This window comes from Pseudomonas sp. SMSB3, from assembly GCF_052041965.1.
In the GTDB taxonomy this organism is placed as follows: domain Bacteria; phylum Pseudomonadota; class Gammaproteobacteria; order Pseudomonadales; family Pseudomonadaceae; genus Aquipseudomonas.
Genome location: NZ_JBKGGV010000004.1, coordinates 370,248 through 386,489 on the forward strand (window position 1 = coordinate 370,248; position 16,242 = coordinate 386,489).

Sequence of the window (16,242 nt, forward strand, 5' to 3'; positions counted from 1 at the left end):
ACCACGCCACGATAATACAAAGCGTGCTGATCGGAAACGGCCAGTCACGAATTGGCATGCCGACACGCCTAGGCGCTTGCCTGCTCGTCGAGCTGCTGACAGAAGCGCAGCAGATTGCCGAACGGGTCGCGCACCTGCATCTGCAAGCCCCAGCCGAACCGCTCGGCCTCGGGACGGGCATAGCCATAGTGCTTGTCGCGCAGTTCCCGCTGCAGCGCACTCACATCGTCGGCAGGTATGAAGACGGTCGAGCCCGGGCAGGCGTCGCCATGGTGCTCGCTCAGGTGCAGGATCAGCCCATCGCGGCGGACTTGTGCATACAAGGGCAAGTCCGGGCTGAAGCGGTGCTCCCAGTCCAGTTGGAAGCCGAGAAAGTCGAGGTAGAACTCTTTGGCCTTTTCCACTGAAAAGATGCGCAGGACAGGAATGGCGGCGGCGAGTGACATGGCGGTTCCTTGGGCCAATGGCTATCCCGCGACTCTACCCCAGCACCGAAACAGCGCCAAGCAGCGCCCCTGGGCTGTGCGTGATCGTGGGCTGTGCCCCATGCCAGCGCGGGGGCTGTACAGGTTTCATCTGCGTTCACCTGCGAAGTTGGCCCGCAACCTGCTATATCCAGCCTGCGAAATTTGATCGAGTGGTCAGCCCGCGCCTCAGGTGCAGACGGGGCTTGACCCTCCAGGCGGCCGTCAGGCCAGTACCAACAAGGGGCCGCAGCATGACGCTGGCGCAGCACATCGAGCAAGCAGAGCAGGACGCAGGCTGGAGCGCTTACCTGCAGCTGCGCTTTGTGCAGCGTGACGGCGTGACCCGCCTTGGTGCGCGGCGGCATTTCGGCCCGCTTTTGGTGCAGCGTCCTTTCTACCCGGAGGGAGCGCCGTGTCATGTCTATGTGCTGCACCCACCCGGCGGCATCGTCGCCGGCGACCGTCTGGAACTGGACATTCACCTGGCACCGGGCAGCCATGCGCTGCTGACCATGCCGGGGGCGAGCAAGTTCTACCGCAGCATCGGCCCCACCGCGCGGCTGACCCAGCGCTTTCACCTGCAAGCCGGCAGCACCCTGGAATGGCTGCCGCAGGACAGCATCTTCTTCGACGGTGCGCGGGCCACCCTCGACAGCCGTTTCACCCTCGAGCCCGGCGCGCGGCTGCTGGCATGGGAAACCCTGTGCCTGGGCCGCCCGGTGATGAACGAGCGTTTCGCCCACGGTGCGCTGGACAGCCGCTTGTGCATCGAGCTGGCGGATGACCCCGGCTTGCACGAGCGCCTGCGCATCAGCGGCGGGCAATTGGGCAAAGTGGCCGGCCATCCGCTGCTGGCGACATTCTGCGCAGCACCGGCCGGCCCGGCACTGCTGGAACAGGTGCGCGTCGTGCTCGATGCGTTGCCTGTTCCAGCCGGCGCGACCTTGCTGGGTTCGCTGCTGGTGATCCGTCTGCTCGATCACGACAACCAACATCTGCAACAGACCCTGCAGCGCCTTTGGCACCTGCTGCGTCCGGCCGTGCTCGGCCTGCCAGCGTGCCCGCCGCGAATCTGGGCCACTTGAGAGAACGCCATGGAGCTCACCCCGAGAGAGAAAGACAAACTGCTGCTGTTCACGGCCGCATTGTTGGCCGAACGGCGCCTGGCCCGTGGCCTGAAGCTCAACTATCCGGAAGCGGTGGCGCTGATCAGCGCCGCCGTGCTCGAAGGGGCCCGCGATGGCCGTACCGTTGCCGAGCTGATGAGCCTGGGCCGCGAAGTGCTCGGCCACGAACAGGTCATGCCAGGGGTTGCCCAGATGCTGCACGACGTGCAGGTCGAGGCGACCTTTCCCGACGGCACCAAGTTGGTGACCGTGCACGACCCCATCGTCTGAGCCGGAGCAGGAACCGCACATGATTCCAGGTGAAATTCAGGTTGCCGCTGGCGACATCGAACTCAACGTCGGCCGCGCCACGGTCAGTGTCAGCGTGGCCAACCATGGTGATCGACCGGTGCAGGTCGGTTCGCACTATCACTTCTTCGAAGTCAACGAGGCCCTGGTCTTCGAACGCGACGTCAGCCGAGGTTTCCGGCTGGATATCCCGGCGGGCACCGCGGTGCGCTTCGAGCCGGGCCAGTCGCGCACCGTGCACCTGGTCGCCTATGCCGGCAAGCGTGAGGTATATGGCTTTCAGGGCAAGGTGATGGGCGCGCTGGAGGGCAGGGTATGAGCCGGATTTCCCGTCGCGCCTATGCCGATATGTTCGGCCCCACCGTGGGCGACCGAGTGCGCCTGGCTGACACCGAACTCTGGGTCGAGGTGGAAAAGGACTTCACGGTATATGGCGAAGAGGTCAAGTTCGGCGGCGGCAAGGTGATCCGTGATGGCATGGGGCAAGGGCAGATGCTCGCCGCCGAGGCCATGGACCTGGTGCTGACCAACGCCCTGATCATCGATCACTGGGGCATCGTCAAGGCCGATATTGGCGTCAAGCATGGGCGTATCGCGGCGATCGGCAAGGCCGGCAACCCCGATGTGCAGCCAGGCGTCAGCGTACCGGTGGGGCCGGGCACCGAAGTGATTGCCGCCGAAGGCAAGATCGTCACCGCAGGGGGCATCGACTCGCACATCCACTTCATTTGCCCACAGCAGGTCGAAGAAGCCTTGACCAGTGGCATTACTACCTTCATTGGCGGTGGGACCGGCCCGGCGACCGGCACCAATGCCACCACCTGTACACCCGGTCCCTGGTACCTGGCGCGCATGCTGCAAGCCGCCGATAGCCTGCCGATCAACATCGGCCTGCTGGGCAAGGGCAATGCCTCGCAGCCACAAGCCCTGCGCGAGCAGATCGCGGCCGGTGCGGTGGGCCTGAAGTTGCACGAAGACTGGGGCTCGACGCCGGCCGCCATCGACTGCTGCCTGGGGGTGGCCGAGGAGCTGGACATCCAGGTGGCGATCCATACCGACACGTTGAACGAGTCGGGGTGCATCGAGGATACCCTGGCGGCGATCGGCGACCGCACCATTCACACCTTCCACACCGAAGGTGCTGGCGGCGGTCACGCACCGGACATCATTCGTGCAGCGGGGCAGGCCAACGTGCTGCCGTCCTCGACCAACCCGACCCTGCCGTACACGGTCAATACCGTCGACGAGCACCTGGACATGCTCATGGTCTGCCATCACCTGGACCCGAGCATCGCCGAAGACGTCGCCTTCGCCGAGTCGCGCATCCGCCGCGAAACCATCGCCGCCGAAGACATCCTCCACGACATGGGCGCCTTTGCCATGACCTCGTCCGATTCCCAGGCCATGGGCCGGGTTGGTGAAGTGGTGCTGCGCACCTGGCAGGTCGCTCACCAGATGAAACTGCGCCGCGGCCCGCTGGCCCCCGACAGCGACTACAGCGACAACTTCCGGGTCAAGCGCTACATCGCCAAGTACACCCTCAACCCGGCGCTGACTCACGGCATCGCCCACGAGGTCGGTTCGCTGGAGGTGGGCAAGCTGGCTGACCTGGTGCTGTGGGCGCCGGCCTTTTTTGCGGTCAAGCCGGCCCTGGTGGTCAAGGGCGGCATGATCGTCACCGCGCCGATGGGCGACATCAATGGCTCGATCCCCACCCCGCAGCCGGTGCATTACCGGCCGATGTTCGGCGCGCTGGGCGCGGCCCGCCATGCCACGCGCATGACCTTCCTGCCCCAGGCCGCCATGGACCGCGGCCTGCACCAGGAACTGGGTTTGCAGAGCCTGATCGGGGTCGCCCACGGCTGCCGTCGGGTGCGCAAGGCCGACATGGTCCACAACACCCTGCAGCCAGTCATCGAAGTCGATTCGCAGACCTACCAGGTGCGCGCCGACGGCGAGTTGCTGGTGTGCGAGCCGGCCAGCGAACTGCCGTTGGCCCAGCGCTATTTCTTGTTCTGAAGGAGTGAAGATGATTGTTCTGACCCGCCGTATCGAGGCGTCCGAGCACATAACCGGGAGCGTCACCCTGGATGTCGACAGCCGGATCAAAAGCCGCCTGCGGGTGACGTTGGACGACGGTCGCGAAGCCGGACTGATGCTCGAGCGTGGCCACCTGCTGCGCGGAGGCGAACTGCTCTGCGATGCCGAATCGAACCAGGTGATCCGTGTGTTGGCAGCCCCTGAAACGGTGTCCACCGTGCGTTGCGTCGATCCGCACCTGCTCGCCCGCGCTGCCTATCACCTGGGTAACCGCCATGTTCCGCTGCAGATCGAGCCCGGTCTGCTGCGCTACCAGCACGACCATGTGCTCGACGACATGCTGCGCGGTCTGGGTTTGGACGTGCTCACCGAACAGGCGCCGTTCGAGCCTGAAGCAGGTGCCTACCAGAGCGCCGCGCACAGCCATGGTCACGCCCACAGTCACGCGCACAACCATGACCACGACCATCCGTTCGTGCGTTTGCCTGCTCATTCCTGACCCCTTAAAAGAGCCCAAGATGAAAAAGACCCTAGCCTTCGCCTTGCTGATGATCGCGCTGCCGGCCTTCGCCCACCCCGGCCACGATGCCAATCCCTTGCATGATGGTTTACTGCATCCCCTGACCGGACTTGACCACTTGCTGATGCTGCTGGGGACCGGCGTGTTGGCGGCGTTGACCCGACGCACCCTGCTCCTGCCCTTGGCGACCCTGGGCGCGATGTTTGCAGGGGCAGTGTGCGGCCATCTGTTCGGCGATGTGCTAGGCATGGAAAGCCTGATCGCCGGGTCGGTACTGGTCGCGGCGGTGGCCGTCCTGTTGCCCAACCGCCAGCTTCTATTGGCGCTGGCCATGCCGGTATTCGCCTTGTTCCATGGCTGGGCCCATGGTGTCGAAGCTACCCCAAGCGCCTTCTGGCTGTTCAGCGCCGGTTTCGTTACCGTCAGTGGCCTGCTGCTGGCAGCCGGTTTCACCGTCGGCTGCCTGTTGCGTCGTCATCCGGTCCTGCAGAAAGCCTTTGGCGGCGGTTTGCTGGCCGGCGCAGCCGTGGTGCTGGCGGGCTAATGAACAGCGACCTTGCGCTGTTGCGCCTGCTGCAGTTGGCCAGCCCCGGCCTGCCGGTGGGCGGCTTTACCTATTCGCAAGGCCTGGAATGGGCGGTGGAGGCTGGCTGGGTGCAAGACCTCGCCAGTTTCAGCGCCTGGCAGCGTGAGCAACTGCACGACACCCTGGCGTGTCTCGATTGGCCGCTGTTGGCGCGCCTGTATGGCGCCTGCCAGGGCGGCGATGCACAGGCCTTCGCGCGTTGGACCCGGTTCTTGCTGGCCAACCGTGAAACCGCCGAATTGCGCCTGGAAGAGCAACAGCGTGGCTCGGCCTTGGCCCGTTTGCTCGACGGCTGGCAGGTGGGCCAGGACCCAGCCTGGCGGCCTAGCCTCGAGCTCAGCCAGCTCGGTGGCATGGCCTGGCTTGCGGTGCATTGGCAGATCCCGCTGCGCCAACTGGCCCTGGGCCACGCGTTCGCCTGGCTTGAGGGCGCGGTGATGGCTGGCGTCAAGCTGGTGCCGTTCGGCCAGCAAGCGGCGCAGACCCTGCTGCGCGACCTCAGCGCCGAGCTGCCCGCCGCCCTCGATACAGCTTTGCGGCTTGGCGATGAGCAATTGGGCGGCGGCCTGCCGCTGCTGGCCATCGCCTCGTCGCGACACGAAACCCAATACACCCGTTTATTCCGATCCTGAGGACTGGCTCCATGCAAAGCTATCAGCAACCCTTGCGCGTCGGCGTCGGCGGCCCGGTGGGCTCCGGCAAGACCGCACTGCTCGAATGTCTGTGCAAAGCCATGCGCGATCACTACCAGATCGCCGTGGTCACCAATGACATCTACACCAAGGAAGACCAACGCATTCTCACCGAAGCCGGGGCTTTGGAACCTGAGCGCATCGTTGGCGTCGAGACCGGCGGTTGCCCGCATACCGCGATCCGTGAAGACGCCTCGATGAACCTGGCCGCTGTCGAGGCGCTGGCGCGCAAATTCGGCAACCTCGAAGTCATTTTCGTGGAAAGTGGTGGCGACAACTTGAGCGCCACCTTCAGCCCGGAGCTCGCCGACCTGACCATCTATGTCATCGACGTGGCCGAAGGCGAGAAGATTCCGCGCAAAGGGGGCCCTGGTATCACCAAATCCGATTTCCTGGTCATCAACAAGACTGACCTGGCGCCGTATGTCGGCGCCTCGCTGGAGGTGATGGAGCGAGACACCCAGCGCATGCGCCCGCAGCGTCCGTGGACCTTCAGCAACCTGAAAAAGGGCGAGGGCCTGCAGGCAGTGATCGACTTCATCGTCGAGCGCGGCATGCTTGGCCTGCGCGCCTGAGGCTCAAGCGGTCACGGGCGCAGCGGTTGACACCAGGCAGTAGCGAGCAAACTCAGCAGGGCAAGGCCTGGCGATCGACTCAGCCGTGCATGCTTTCGATCAGGGCCCACAGCGTCGGGTCGTTGAAGTCCTCGACCACCAGCTGCGCGCCGGCCTCGAGCAGCCGTTGCGCCGGCTGGGTGGTGGCGATGCCGACGGTGTAGATGCCGGCATCATGCGCGGCCTTGACCCCAGGCAGCGAGTCCTCGAACGCCAACGCCTCGGTGGCTCGCGCCTGCAGGCGCTGCAGTCCGGTCAGATAGGGCAGGGGGTCGGGCTTGGGCCGTGCCAGCTCATCGGCCACCACCACGTCGTCGAAACGCTCGGCAATGCCCAGCGCATCGAGCATGTGCTCGGCATTCAGGCGTGGCGCGTTGGTCACCACGCACATGCCGATATCCCAGGCCCGCGCATGGTCCATCAGGCGCAGCAGGCCCGGCATCGGTTGCAGCGTGGGCGCCAGTTGGCGAAACAGCGCTTCTTTGCGCGCCGCCAAGGCGTGGCATTCGGCGGCGCTGGCAAGCGGAAACAATTCGCCAAACAGCTCGCCGTTGGCCCGTCCGCTGATCTGCGCATCGAACTGCGCCTGGGTCAGCTCACGGCCGTCATAGTCGCCGAGCAGTTGGCGGAAGGCCTGCAAATGCAGGGTGTCGGTGTCGGTCAAGGTTCCATCGAGATCGAACAGCAGGGCAGTCAGCATCAGGTATCCAGGTGGTCAGAAAATCACAAGCCTGGTGATCATACCCAAACCGGGCGACAAAGGGGGCTGTTCACTCATCCTCGAAAAGAGTACAAATGTGCTCCATGGACACATTGACCCCCAAACGCCGGGCCATCCTCGGCTACATTCGCGAGCGCATCGCAGACCACGGCCAGCCGCCAAGCCTGGCCGACATCGCTGCGCGCTTCGGTTTCGCTTCGCGCAGCGTTGCGCGCAAGCACATCACCGCGCTGTGCCAGGCCGGCTTCATCGAGGTCACGCCCAATCAGGCGCGCGGCATTCGCCTGGCCGGGCCGCTGCGCCGGGCGCAGATTCTCGAGGTGCCTGTGCTTGGCCAAGTAGCTGCCGGTGCCCCCATCGGCCCCGACCTGGATATTCATGAGCAGCTGCTGCTCGACCCCAGCCTGTTTCAACGCACGCCCGATTACCTGCTGAAGGTGCGTGGCGACTCGATGATCGACGACGGCATCTTTGACGGTGACCTGGTCGGCATCCGTCAGCAGGGCGATGCTCGGGATGGGCAGATCGTGGTGGCCCGCCTGGATGGCGAAGTCACCATCAAGCGTCTGCAGCGTCAGCCGGGTGGCTACCGCTTGCTGCCGCGTAACCCGGCCTATGCGCCAATCGAGGTGGGCCCTGAGCGCGAATTCTTCATCGAAGGCGTGTTCTGTGGCCTGTTGAGGCGTGACTGATGGGCGCGGTAGTTGAACTCGACCGGCTGCTCGATCAGCGTCATGTCTGGCGTGGGCGGCAAGGCCAGGCGCGCCCGGCGGGCCTGCAGCCCACCGGTCATGGCGAACTCGACCAGCGGCTGCCCGAAGGAGGCTGGCCCGCCGCGGCGTTGAGCGAATTGTTGCTGGCCAGCCCAGGCTGCGGCGAGTTGCAGCTGCTCTGGCCGACCTTGGCGCGCCTGACCGCTGAGGGCGGGCGAGTGGTCGTGGTAGCACCACCGTTCATTCCCTACGCCCCGGCCTGGCAAGCGGCAGGTGTGGATCTACGTTGGCTGGTGCAGGTCGAGGCCGGCCAGGCCGAGGCACTGTGGGCCGCTGAACAGTGCCTGCGTTCAGGCAGTTGCGCCGCTGTGCTGTGCTGGCCCGAGCGCGCCGATGACCGCGCATTGCGGCGCTTGCAGGTGGCCGCCGAAACGGGCCAGGCACTGGCATTCGCCTGCCGGCCGCAGCAGGCCGCCCATAATCCATCGCCGGCCGCACTGCGCCTGGCCATCGACACCCGTCCGGCGCAATGGCGGGTACTCAAATGCCGCGGGGGCATGCCCCCGGCCGTGCCGATCGCGAGCCCCGGGCGAGGCTGATGACACATGCTCTGGGCCTGTATTCTCTTGCCGCAGCTAGCGCTGGACTCGATCCTGCGTGAGCGTGACGATGCCAATGCGCCGCTGGTCCTGGTGGGCGGTCCGCAGCAGCGCCGAGTGCTGCAAGCGGTCAACCCCGCTGCCGCAGCGCTGGGCTTGAAGGCAGGGCAGGCACTTACGGCAGCGCGAGCCCTGGCCGATGGTTTCGAGTGCGTCGAAGCCGACCCCGCTCGCATCGAGCACTTGCAACGACTGCTGGCTGCCTGGGCCTATCGTTTCAGTGCCCAGGTAAGCCTGCATTACCCGCGTGCAGTGTTGCTTGAAGTAGGCTCGAGCTTGCAGTTGTTTGGCCCTTGGCCTCGCTTCGAGGCGCGGCTGCGTGAGGAGCTGGCAGCCCTGGGCTTGCGTCAGCGCATCGTCCTGGCGAGCAACCCGGTCGCGGCGCGCATGCTTGCCAACGGCCATGATGGCCTGGCCTTGACCTGCGCCGAAGACACGCGCCGGGCGCTGGCGCGCATGCCTATCGGCCGGGTCGGATTAGCTGCCGACGCCGCCCAAGCCTTTGCCCGCATGGGGCTGCAGCAATTGGGGCAGGTGCTGGCCTTGCCGCGTGATGCCTTGGCCAAGCGCTTCAGTGCCCAGGTGCTATTGCACCTGGACCAGTTGACCGGGCTGCGCTCCATGGCCCTGGACTTCTACCAGCCACCGGACCGTTTCGAAACCCGCCTGGAACTGAACTTCGACGTCGAGTCGCACCAGGCCTTGCTGTTCCCGTTACGGCGCATGCTCAACGACCTGGCGGCGTTTCTGGCCGGGCGTGACTGCGGCGTGCAGCGTTTCAACGTGTACCTCGAGCACGCTGAAGGTCCAGAGACGCTGCTGCAAGTCGGGCTGCTGGCTGCCGAACGCGACGCCACCCTGCTTTTCGAACTGGCCCGTGGACGTCTTGAGCCGCTGCGCATTCCGGCGCCGGTGCGTAATCTGCGCCTGGTCGCTGAAGATCTACCGCCTTTCGTACCCCAGCATCAGGCGCTGTTCGACCCCCGAGCCAAACAGGCTCAGCCATGGCCGCAACTGCGCGAACGCCTGCGCGCCCGCCTCGGTGACGAGGCGGTCAACGGTTTGCGCGCCGAGGCCGACCATCGCCCTGAATGCGCCTGGCAAGTAGCGGAGCAGGGCGCTGCGAGCGGCCTGAGTGTAACGGCCGGTAGCCGCCCTGGCTGGCTGTTGTCTACCCCGCAAGCCCTGGAGCCGGCAGCGCACATCGTCCTGGGGCCAGCCGAGCGGATCGAGTCGGGTTGGTGGGACGGCGGTGACGTGCGCCGCGACTACTACCGTATCGAAACCCGCGATGGCCTGCGTGGCTGGGCCTATCAGGACCTCGCCCAGCCTGGCCCGCTTTGGCTGCAAGGTTGGTTCGCATGAGCGTGCCGGGATACGCCGAATTGCATTGCCTGTCCAACTTCAGTTTCCAGCGCGGCGCCTCGAGCGCCGATGAGTTGTTCCGCCGTGCCCGCGAGCAGTGCTACCAGGCGTTGGCGATCACCGATGAATGCACGCTGGCCGGCATCGTGCGGGCCTGGCAGGCCGCCAAAGCGCACCAGGTGCGTTTGATCGTCGGCAGCGAGGTCCAGCTGGTGGATGGCACTCGCCTGGTCCTGTTGGTGCAGAATCTCGAGGGTTATCAAAACCTCTGTGCCTTGATCACCCGCGCCCGGCGGCGCGCCGCAAAAGGTGACTATCAGCTGTTTGCCGAGGACGTACAGCGCTACCAACAGGGGCTGCTGGCGTTATGGATCGCTGATGACGACACCCCTCAGTCCGCCGCCGCCTGGCTGGGTGAGGCGTTCGCCGAGCGGTTGTGGCTGGCGGTGCACCTGCACCGCGGCAGCGACGATGCCCAGCGCCTGGCGCGCACGCTGGCGTGGGCGCAGCAGTTGGGCATCCGGGCCGTGGCCTGTGGCGATGTGCACATGCATGTGCGTGGCCGGCGTGCCTTGCAGGATTGCATGACTGCCATCCGCCAGCATTGCACCGTGGCCGAGGCAGGTAGGCATCTGTTCGCCAATGGCGAGCGGCACTTGCGCACCGTGCAGCATCTGGCCGAGCTGTTTCCGCCAGCGCTGCTGGCCGAGAGCCTGGTCATTGCCGCGCAGTGCCACTTTGACCTAGGCGAGTTGCGCTACCAGTATCCGCGTGAGTTGGTGCCGGCTGGGCAAACCCCTGCCAGCTGGCTGCGCACCTTGTGTGAACGCGGTTTGCCGCAGCGTTGGCCGGCAGGGGTGAGCGCCAAGGTGCGTGGCGCATTGGACAAAGAGCTGGCGCTGATCGAGGAGCTTGGCTACGAGAGTTATTTTCTCACCGTTCACGACATCGTCGCTTTCGCCCGCCGCGAGCGCATCCTCTGCCAAGGCCGAGGCTCGGCAGCCAACTCGGTGGTGTGCTTCGTGTTGGGTATCACTGAACTGGACCCGATGGAGCATCGCCTGTTGTTCGAGCGGTTTCTGTCGCGCGAGCGCAATGAGCCACCGGATATCGATGTGGACTTCGAGCATGAACGCCGCGAAGAGGTGATTCAGTACGTGTTCCGTCGCTATGGGCGCGACCGGGCAGCCTTGACTGCCGTGGTCAACACCTACCATGCCGCAGGTGCCGTGCGCGATGTCGGCCGGGTGCTGGGCCTGCCGGCCGATCAGCTCGATGCACTGGCCAAGTGCTGCGGACGCTGGACCGACCGCATTCCGGATGCGCAGCGCCTGGCCGAGGCCGGCTTCGATGCAGCCAGTCCATCGCTGCGGCGTATCCTGGTGCTGGCCGGTGAACTGATCGGTTTTCCCCGGCACCTGTCGCAGCATCCCGGTGGCTTTGTCATTTCCGAGCAACCGCTGGATCAGCTGGTACCGGTGGAAAACGCTGCGATGGCCGAACGCACGGTCATTCAGTGGGACAAGGACGACCTGGACATGGTTGGCCTGCTCAAGGTCGACGTCCTCGCGCTCGGGATGCTCAGCGCCTTGCGCCGCTGCTTCGATCTGCTGCAACGCCATCGCGGCCGGCAACTGACCTTGGCCACCATACCCAGTGAAGACCCAGCGACCTACGCGATGATCAGCCGCGCCGAAACCATGGGCGTGTTCCAGATCGAATCCAGGGCGCAGATGGCCATGCTGCCGCGCCTGCGTCCCAGTACCTTCTATGACCTGGTCATCGAAGTCGCCATCGTGCGCCCCGGCCCGATTCAGGGCGACATGGTTCACCCTTACCTGCGTCGGCGCCTCAAGCAGGAGCCAGTGACCTACCCCTCGGAAAAGCTCAAGGCGGTATTCGAGCGCACCTTGGGCGTGCCGCTGTTTCAGGAGCAGGTCATGGAACTGGCCATGATCGGCGCCGATTACAGCCCAGGCGAGGCTGATCAGTTGCGCCGCAGCATGGCGGCCTGGAAGCGTCATGGCGGTCTGGAGCCGCATCGCCGGCGGCTGCTCGACGGCATGCTGCGCAACGGTTACGACTTGGCGTTTGCCGAGCGCATTTTCGAGCAGATCAAGGGTTTTGGCAGTTATGGCTTTCCCGAGTCCCATGCGGCCAGTTTCGCCCTGCTGTGTTATGCCAGCAGCTGGCTCAAGTGCCACGAGCCGGCGATCTTCACCTGTGCGCTGATCAACAGCTGGCCCATGGGTTTCTACAGCCCTGATCAGTTGCTGCAGGAGGCGCGACGCCAGGGCATCGAAGTGCGGCCGGTGGATGTGTTTCACAGCCAATGGGATTGCACGTTGGAGCCTGTGCAACACGATGTTCTGGCGATTCGCTTGGGCTTGCGGCAGATTCGTGGTTTCAGTGAACCCGATGCCCAGCGCTTGCAGCAGGCCAGGGCCGAGCGCCCGTGGCGCGATGTCGAGGATCTGTGCCTGCGCGCCGGGCTCGATAGCCGTGCCCGCGCGCGCCTGGCCGATGCTGGCGCGCTGCGCGGGTTGGCGCGCGACCGTCATCACGCGCGTTGGCAAGTGGCCGCCGTCCAGTCGCAATTGCCGCTGTTCGCCGAGGTGGAAGCGGCGCCGGAAGACGAGGTGGTGTTGCCAGCACCCACGGTCGGCGAGGACCTGGTGGCTGATTACGACACCCTGGGCACCACCCTGGGACCGCATCCGCTCAGGCTGTTGCGACCGAGATTGCGCGCGCTGGGCTGTCGCAGCTCAGCCGAGCTTGACGGAGTGGAGCACGGTGATGCCGTGGCGGTGGCCGGATTGGTGGTGGGCCGGCAACGACCAGGCACCGCCAGCGGTGTCACGTTCGTTACCCTGGAAGACGAATACGGCATGCTCAATGTCGTGGTCTGGCGTGAGCTGGCCGAGCGGCAGCGGCGGGCCTTGGTTGGCGCGCAGCTGCTCAAGGTGAGCGGGCGGCTCGAGCAGGAAAATGGCGTGCGTCATCTGATCGCCCGGCGCCTGGAAGACGTTAGCCCACTGCTGCAGGGGCTGGACGTCAGGAGCCGGGACTTTCATTGAAAACGCACGGGTCTGCTTAGCGTCAGACCATCGCCAGGTGCTGCTTGCGCGTCGGCGCCGGGAATGCCCGGTCGATCGCCCGCAGGTCTTCAGCGGTCAGCCTCAGGGCGCCGGCCGCAGCGTTCAAGCGCACGTGCTCTGGCGACACTGCCTTAGGTATGGCGATGACATCGTCCTCGCGGGTGACCCAGGCCAGGCTCACTTGTGCCGGAGTTGCGCCATGACGCTCGGCGATCTCGCCCAGCACCGGGTGGCGCAGCAACTGACCGGCCTGGGCCAAGGGGCAGTAGGCCATGGTGGGCAGGCGGCGTTGCCGGCTCCAGGGCAGCAGATCGAACTCGATGCCGCGCTGGGTAGGGTTGTACAGGACCTGATTGGTGGCACAGGCAGGGTTGTGCAGCTCGCGCAGGTCATCGACGTCGAAATTCGAGACGCCCCAGTGCCGGATCTTGCCCGACTCGCGCAGCCGCTCGAAGGCCTCGACCGTTTCTTCGAGCGGGTACTGCCCGCGCCAGTGCAACAAGTACAGGTCGATCACTTCAGTGCCCAGGCGCTCGAGGCTGCGCTCGCAGGCCTGCGCCACGCCACGCTCGCTGGCATTGTGCGGGTAGACCTTGCTGACCAGAAACACCTGGTCCCGGCGCCCGGCGATGGCCTGGCCGACCACACGCTCGGCGCCGCCTTCAGCGTACATCTCGGCGGTGTCGATCAAGCCCATGCCGTGCTCGATGCCTTGTTGCAACGCGGCCACCTCAGCAGCCCGGCGCCCTGGATCTTCACCCATGTACCAGGTGCCTTGGCCAATGGCCGGGACGCTCTCGCCTGCCAACTTCACGTAACGCATGTCACCTCCGGAGTCTGGGTATGGGAAAGCACGACCTCAAGCAGCGCTTGCGCGGCCGTGGACAGCTTGTGGTCGGCCAGGGCGATCACACCGATGCGCCGCTGCACCGCAGGCTCGACCAGGGGCACACAGCGTGCACCGAGTTCGACCATCTGTTTGATGCACAACGCCGGCACCGCACTGACCCCAAGTCCGCTGGCGACCATGCGGCCAATGGTGGTCAACTGGTGGCTTTCGAAGGCCACCGCCAGCTTGCCATGGCGGGATGCGACATTCTGCTCCAACAGCAAGCGCACCGCCGACGGACGTTGCAGGGCGATGAAGTCCTCGGCGAGCAGTTGCGCCCAGCTCACCTGAGCCTGCTGCGCCAGCACCGAATCGGCGGGTAGCACGGCGACGAACCGATCCAGGTACAACGGATGGAAATTCAAGCCATCGGTGTTATCCGGCTCGAAGCCGATGCCCAGTTCGACGCGGCGATGGCGCACCAGTTCCAGCACCTGTTCGTTGATCACGTCGTGCACGGTGACGTTGACCTTGGGATAGCGTTGGCGAAACACCTTGAGCGAGTGCGGCAGCAGGTTCCCGGCAAAGGCGGGCATGGCCGCCACCGACACCCGCCCTAGTTGCAAGGTGAAGCGTTGGCGCAACATTTCCTCGGTATCGTCCCAATCGGCCAGCAGGCGCCGGGCCAACGGCAGCAGTACCTCACCTTCGGCGGTCAGGCTGACGCTGCGGGTAGTGCGGGTGAGCAGGGCGCCACCGAGGTTTTCTTCCAGCGCTTTGATGGTCAGGCTCAGCGCCGGCTGTGATACATGCAGATGCTCACCGGCCTGGGCAAAGCTCTGGTACTTGGCAACGGCCACGAAGGCACGCAGCTGCTTGACGTTCATGGCAATCGGCTCGCTATTTTGCAAATTTTATCAATCGATGACGAAAACAAAATTAACAAATCAGTCGCCAGCGGTGAAGATGCTTCATACGCTCACCGACAGCCTCGTCGGTCAACAACTACAAAAGGCGGAACAGCATGGCCGGACTGGACAAGCGCGTAGCAACCTATGAAGAGGCCCTGGCAGGCCTGACCGACAACATGACCGTGCTGGCCGGTGGCTTCGGTCTATGCGGTATCCCTGAGAACCTGATCGCGCAAATCAAGCGCAGCGGCGTCAAAGGCCTTACGGTCGTTTCGAACAACTGCGGCGTCGACGGCTTCGGCCTGGGCGTGCTGCTCGAAGACCGGCAAATTCGCAAGATGATCGCCTCTTACGTCGGCGAGAACGCCGAATTCGAGCGCCAGTTGCTCAGTGGCGAATTGGAAGTGGAGCTCACCCCACAAGGCACTCTGGCCGAGAAGATGCGCGCGGGCGGTGCCGGCATCCCGGCGTTCTTCACGGCGACCGGCTATGGCACGCCGGTCGCCGAAGGCAAGGAAGTGCGTGAGTTCAACGGTCGCAACTACATTCTCGAAGAATCCATCACTGGCGACTTCGCCATCGTCAAAGGCTGGAAAGCTGACCATTACGGCAACGTGGTGTATCGCAACACGGCGCAAAACTTCAACCCGCTGGCAGCCACCGCCGGCAAGATCACCGTGGTCGAGGTGGAGGAGATCGTCGAACCCGGCGTGCTGCTGCCGAGCGAGATCCACACCCCGGGGATCTTCGTCGACCGGGTAATCGTCGGCACCTTCGAGAAGCGTATCGAAAAGCGCACCGTCAAGGCCTGAGCGCCGTACAGCAGAACAACAAAGAGAACCTGACCATGGCACTGACCCGCGAACAGATGGCGCAACGCGTCGCCCGAGAATTGCAAGACGGCTTTTACGTCAACCTGGGCATCGGTATTCCGACCTTGGTGGCCAACTATGTCCCCGCCGACATGGACGTCATGCTGCAGTCGGAAAACGGCTTGCTCGGCATGGGTGAATTTCCCACCGAGAGCACTATCGATCCCGACATGATCAACGCCGGCAAGCAGACCGTCACCGCACGCAGCGGCGCCTCGATCTTCGACTCGGCAACCTCCTTCGCCATGATCCGTGGCGGTCACGTCGACCTCACCGTGCTCGGCGCTTTCGAAGTGGACGTGCAGGGCAATATCGCTTCCTGGATGATTCCCGGCAAGCTGGTCAAAGGCATGGGCGGTGCCATGGACCTGGTGGCCGGCGCCGAGAACATCATCGTCACCATGACCCATGCGTCCAAGGACGGTGAATCCAAGCTGCTGCCACAGTGCAGCCTGCCGCTGACCGGTGCGGGGTGCATCCGCAAGGTGCTGACGGACCTGGCTTACCTGGAGATCGAAAATGGGGCGTTCATCCTGCGCGAAACCGCGCCGGGGGTGAGCGTCGAAGAAATCATCGAGAAGACCGCAGGCAAATTGATCGTCCCGGACGATGTGAAAGAAATGACGTTCTGAAGCAGCAGACGACTCCCCCTGTGGGGGTGGCCTTGAGCGGGCCACTGCCACAGGGTTTTTTGCGTTTGTGCTGTTCGATCCCATAAAACTTATAAAAGGAATGTGTCC

At 64.7% G+C, this 16,242-nt stretch carries 18 protein-coding genes; 14 read left to right on the forward strand and 4 right to left on the reverse strand.

Features of this window, described 5'->3' with window-relative positions:
• Positions 1–68: 68 nt before the first annotated feature.
• Complete coding sequence (locus ACLEJW_RS10320; RefSeq protein WP_313456738.1) at positions 69–446, reverse strand: glyoxalase superfamily protein; 378 nt, start codon at positions 444–446, stop codon at positions 69–71.
• Positions 447–718: 272 nt separating this feature from the next.
• Here ACLEJW_RS10320 and ACLEJW_RS10325 point away from each other — a divergent pair, with 272 nt between their 5' ends.
• Genes ACLEJW_RS10325 through ureG form a run of 8 tightly spaced genes read left to right on the forward strand, consistent with a single transcriptional unit; the run spans position 719 to position 6,295 of the window.
• Positions 719–1,552 carry an urease accessory protein UreD gene (locus ACLEJW_RS10325; RefSeq protein WP_313295157.1) on the forward strand — a complete coding sequence of 278 codons (834 nt, stop codon included), beginning with the start codon at positions 719–721 and terminating at the stop codon, positions 1,550–1,552.
• 9 nt (positions 1,553–1,561) lie between these two features.
• Positions 1,562–1,864 (forward strand): urease subunit gamma, encoded by a 303-nt coding sequence (locus ACLEJW_RS10330; RefSeq protein ID WP_145183193.1) that lies wholly within the window; start codon positions 1,562–1,564, stop codon positions 1,862–1,864.
• A gap of 19 nt (positions 1,865–1,883) precedes the next feature.
• Positions 1,884–2,201: an urease subunit beta gene (locus ACLEJW_RS10335; protein ID WP_313295156.1), complete on the forward strand. Its 318-nt coding sequence runs from the start codon at positions 1,884–1,886 to the stop codon at positions 2,199–2,201.
• Positions 2,198–3,901 carry an urease subunit alpha gene (ureC, locus tag ACLEJW_RS10340; RefSeq protein WP_145183199.1) on the forward strand — a complete coding sequence of 568 codons (1,704 nt, stop codon included), beginning with the start codon at positions 2,198–2,200 and terminating at the stop codon, positions 3,899–3,901. The genes ACLEJW_RS10335 and ureC overlap by 4 nt, the downstream gene beginning before the upstream one ends.
• A gap of 10 nt (positions 3,902–3,911) precedes the next feature.
• Positions 3,912–4,421 carry an urease accessory protein UreE gene (gene ureE / locus ACLEJW_RS10345; protein WP_145183202.1) on the forward strand — a complete coding sequence of 170 codons (510 nt, stop codon included), beginning with the start codon at positions 3,912–3,914 and terminating at the stop codon, positions 4,419–4,421.
• Positions 4,422–4,440: 19 nt separating this feature from the next.
• The gene (locus ACLEJW_RS10350) at positions 4,441–4,986 is read left to right on the forward strand and encodes a HupE/UreJ family protein (protein WP_313295154.1); all 546 of its coding nucleotides are present in this window, start codon (positions 4,441–4,443) and stop codon (positions 4,984–4,986) included.
• Positions 4,986–5,660, forward strand: a complete 675-nt coding sequence (locus tag ACLEJW_RS10355) for an urease accessory protein UreF (protein WP_440777494.1) — start codon at positions 4,986–4,988, stop codon at positions 5,658–5,660. The genes ACLEJW_RS10350 and ACLEJW_RS10355 overlap by 1 nt, the downstream gene beginning before the upstream one ends.
• 11 nt (positions 5,661–5,671) lie before the next feature.
• Positions 5,672–6,295 carry an urease accessory protein UreG gene (ureG, locus tag ACLEJW_RS10360; RefSeq protein WP_145183211.1) on the forward strand — a complete coding sequence of 208 codons (624 nt, stop codon included), beginning with the start codon at positions 5,672–5,674 and terminating at the stop codon, positions 6,293–6,295.
• A gap of 79 nt (positions 6,296–6,374) precedes the next feature.
• Here the strand turns inward: ureG and ACLEJW_RS10365 are convergent, their stop codons facing one another.
• Positions 6,375–7,034, reverse strand: coding sequence for an HAD family hydrolase (locus tag ACLEJW_RS10365; protein ID WP_440777495.1), 660 nt, complete (start codon positions 7,032–7,034; stop codon positions 6,375–6,377).
• Positions 7,035–7,129: 95 nt separating this feature from the next.
• Here ACLEJW_RS10365 and lexA point away from each other — a divergent pair, with 95 nt between their 5' ends.
• Genes lexA through ACLEJW_RS10385 form a run of 4 tightly spaced genes read left to right on the forward strand, consistent with a single transcriptional unit; the run spans position 7,130 to position 12,869 of the window.
• Positions 7,130–7,747, forward strand: a complete 618-nt coding sequence (lexA, locus tag ACLEJW_RS10370; protein WP_178108284.1) for a transcriptional repressor LexA — start codon at positions 7,130–7,132, stop codon at positions 7,745–7,747.
• Positions 7,747–8,367: a translesion DNA synthesis-associated protein ImuA gene (gene imuA / locus ACLEJW_RS10375; protein ID WP_313295152.1), complete on the forward strand. Its 621-nt coding sequence runs from the start codon at positions 7,747–7,749 to the stop codon at positions 8,365–8,367. Before lexA ends, imuA begins: the two co-directional genes overlap by 1 nt.
• 6 nt (positions 8,368–8,373) lie before the next feature.
• Positions 8,374–9,792 (forward strand): Y-family DNA polymerase, encoded by a 1,419-nt coding sequence (locus ACLEJW_RS10380; RefSeq protein WP_313295151.1) that lies wholly within the window; start codon positions 8,374–8,376, stop codon positions 9,790–9,792.
• Positions 9,789–12,869 (forward strand): error-prone DNA polymerase, encoded by a 3,081-nt coding sequence (locus ACLEJW_RS10385; RefSeq protein WP_440777496.1) that lies wholly within the window; start codon positions 9,789–9,791, stop codon positions 12,867–12,869. The genes ACLEJW_RS10380 and ACLEJW_RS10385 overlap by 4 nt, the downstream gene beginning before the upstream one ends.
• A gap of 22 nt (positions 12,870–12,891) precedes the next feature.
• Here ACLEJW_RS10385 and ACLEJW_RS10390 read toward each other — a convergent pair whose 3' ends face one another.
• Positions 12,892–13,713, reverse strand: a complete 822-nt coding sequence (locus ACLEJW_RS10390) for an aldo/keto reductase (RefSeq protein WP_313646130.1) — start codon at positions 13,711–13,713, stop codon at positions 12,892–12,894.
• Positions 13,701–14,606 carry a LysR family transcriptional regulator gene (locus tag ACLEJW_RS10395; RefSeq protein ID WP_440777497.1) on the reverse strand — a complete coding sequence of 302 codons (906 nt, stop codon included), beginning with the start codon at positions 14,604–14,606 and terminating at the stop codon, positions 13,701–13,703. Before ACLEJW_RS10395 ends, ACLEJW_RS10390 begins: the two co-directional genes overlap by 13 nt.
• 137 nt (positions 14,607–14,743) lie before the next feature.
• Here ACLEJW_RS10395 and ACLEJW_RS10400 point away from each other — a divergent pair, with 137 nt between their 5' ends.
• Both ACLEJW_RS10400 and ACLEJW_RS10405 read left to right on the forward strand, forming a co-directional pair.
• The gene (locus ACLEJW_RS10400; RefSeq protein ID WP_313295148.1) at positions 14,744–15,442 is read left to right on the forward strand and encodes a CoA transferase subunit A; all 699 of its coding nucleotides are present in this window, start codon (positions 14,744–14,746) and stop codon (positions 15,440–15,442) included.
• Positions 15,443–15,477: 35 nt separating this feature from the next.
• On the forward strand, positions 15,478–16,134 hold the full coding sequence (locus ACLEJW_RS10405) for a CoA transferase subunit B (RefSeq protein ID WP_145183237.1): 657 nt from the start codon (positions 15,478–15,480) through the stop codon (positions 16,132–16,134).
• Positions 16,135–16,242: the final 108 nt, after the last annotated feature.

Bases quoted from the DNA above. Each gene is read 5' to 3' on its own strand.
- ACLEJW_RS10320 (WP_313456738.1), bottom strand. From the start codon at position 446: ATGTCACTCGCCGCCGCCATTCCTGTCCTGCGCATCTTTTCAGTGGAA.
- ACLEJW_RS10325 (WP_313295157.1), top strand. From the start codon at position 719: ATGACGCTGGCGCAGCACATCGAGCAAGCAGAGCAGGACGCAGGCTGG.
- ACLEJW_RS10330 (WP_145183193.1), top strand. From the start codon at position 1,562: ATGGAGCTCACCCCGAGAGAGAAAGACAAACTGCTGCTGTTCACGGCC.
- ACLEJW_RS10335 (WP_313295156.1), top strand. From the start codon at position 1,884: ATGATTCCAGGTGAAATTCAGGTTGCCGCTGGCGACATCGAACTCAAC.
- ureC (WP_145183199.1), top strand. From the start codon at position 2,198: ATGAGCCGGATTTCCCGTCGCGCCTATGCCGATATGTTCGGCCCCACC.
- ureE (WP_145183202.1), top strand. From the start codon at position 3,912: ATGATTGTTCTGACCCGCCGTATCGAGGCGTCCGAGCACATAACCGGG.
- ACLEJW_RS10350 (WP_313295154.1), top strand. From the start codon at position 4,441: ATGAAAAAGACCCTAGCCTTCGCCTTGCTGATGATCGCGCTGCCGGCC.
- ACLEJW_RS10355 (WP_440777494.1), top strand. From the start codon at position 4,986: ATGAACAGCGACCTTGCGCTGTTGCGCCTGCTGCAGTTGGCCAGCCCC.
- ureG (WP_145183211.1), top strand. From the start codon at position 5,672: ATGCAAAGCTATCAGCAACCCTTGCGCGTCGGCGTCGGCGGCCCGGTG.
- ACLEJW_RS10365 (WP_440777495.1), bottom strand. From the start codon at position 7,034: ATGCTGACTGCCCTGCTGTTCGATCTCGATGGAACCTTGACCGACACC.
- lexA (WP_178108284.1), top strand. From the start codon at position 7,130: ATGTGCTCCATGGACACATTGACCCCCAAACGCCGGGCCATCCTCGGC.
- imuA (WP_313295152.1), top strand. From the start codon at position 7,747: ATGGGCGCGGTAGTTGAACTCGACCGGCTGCTCGATCAGCGTCATGTC.
- ACLEJW_RS10380 (WP_313295151.1), top strand. From the start codon at position 8,374: ATGCTCTGGGCCTGTATTCTCTTGCCGCAGCTAGCGCTGGACTCGATC.
- ACLEJW_RS10385 (WP_440777496.1), top strand. From the start codon at position 9,789: ATGAGCGTGCCGGGATACGCCGAATTGCATTGCCTGTCCAACTTCAGT.
- ACLEJW_RS10390 (WP_313646130.1), bottom strand. From the start codon at position 13,713: ATGCGTTACGTGAAGTTGGCAGGCGAGAGCGTCCCGGCCATTGGCCAA.
- ACLEJW_RS10395 (WP_440777497.1), bottom strand. From the start codon at position 14,606: ATGAACGTCAAGCAGCTGCGTGCCTTCGTGGCCGTTGCCAAGTACCAG.
- ACLEJW_RS10400 (WP_313295148.1), top strand. From the start codon at position 14,744: ATGGCCGGACTGGACAAGCGCGTAGCAACCTATGAAGAGGCCCTGGCA.
- ACLEJW_RS10405 (WP_145183237.1), top strand. From the start codon at position 15,478: ATGGCACTGACCCGCGAACAGATGGCGCAACGCGTCGCCCGAGAATTG.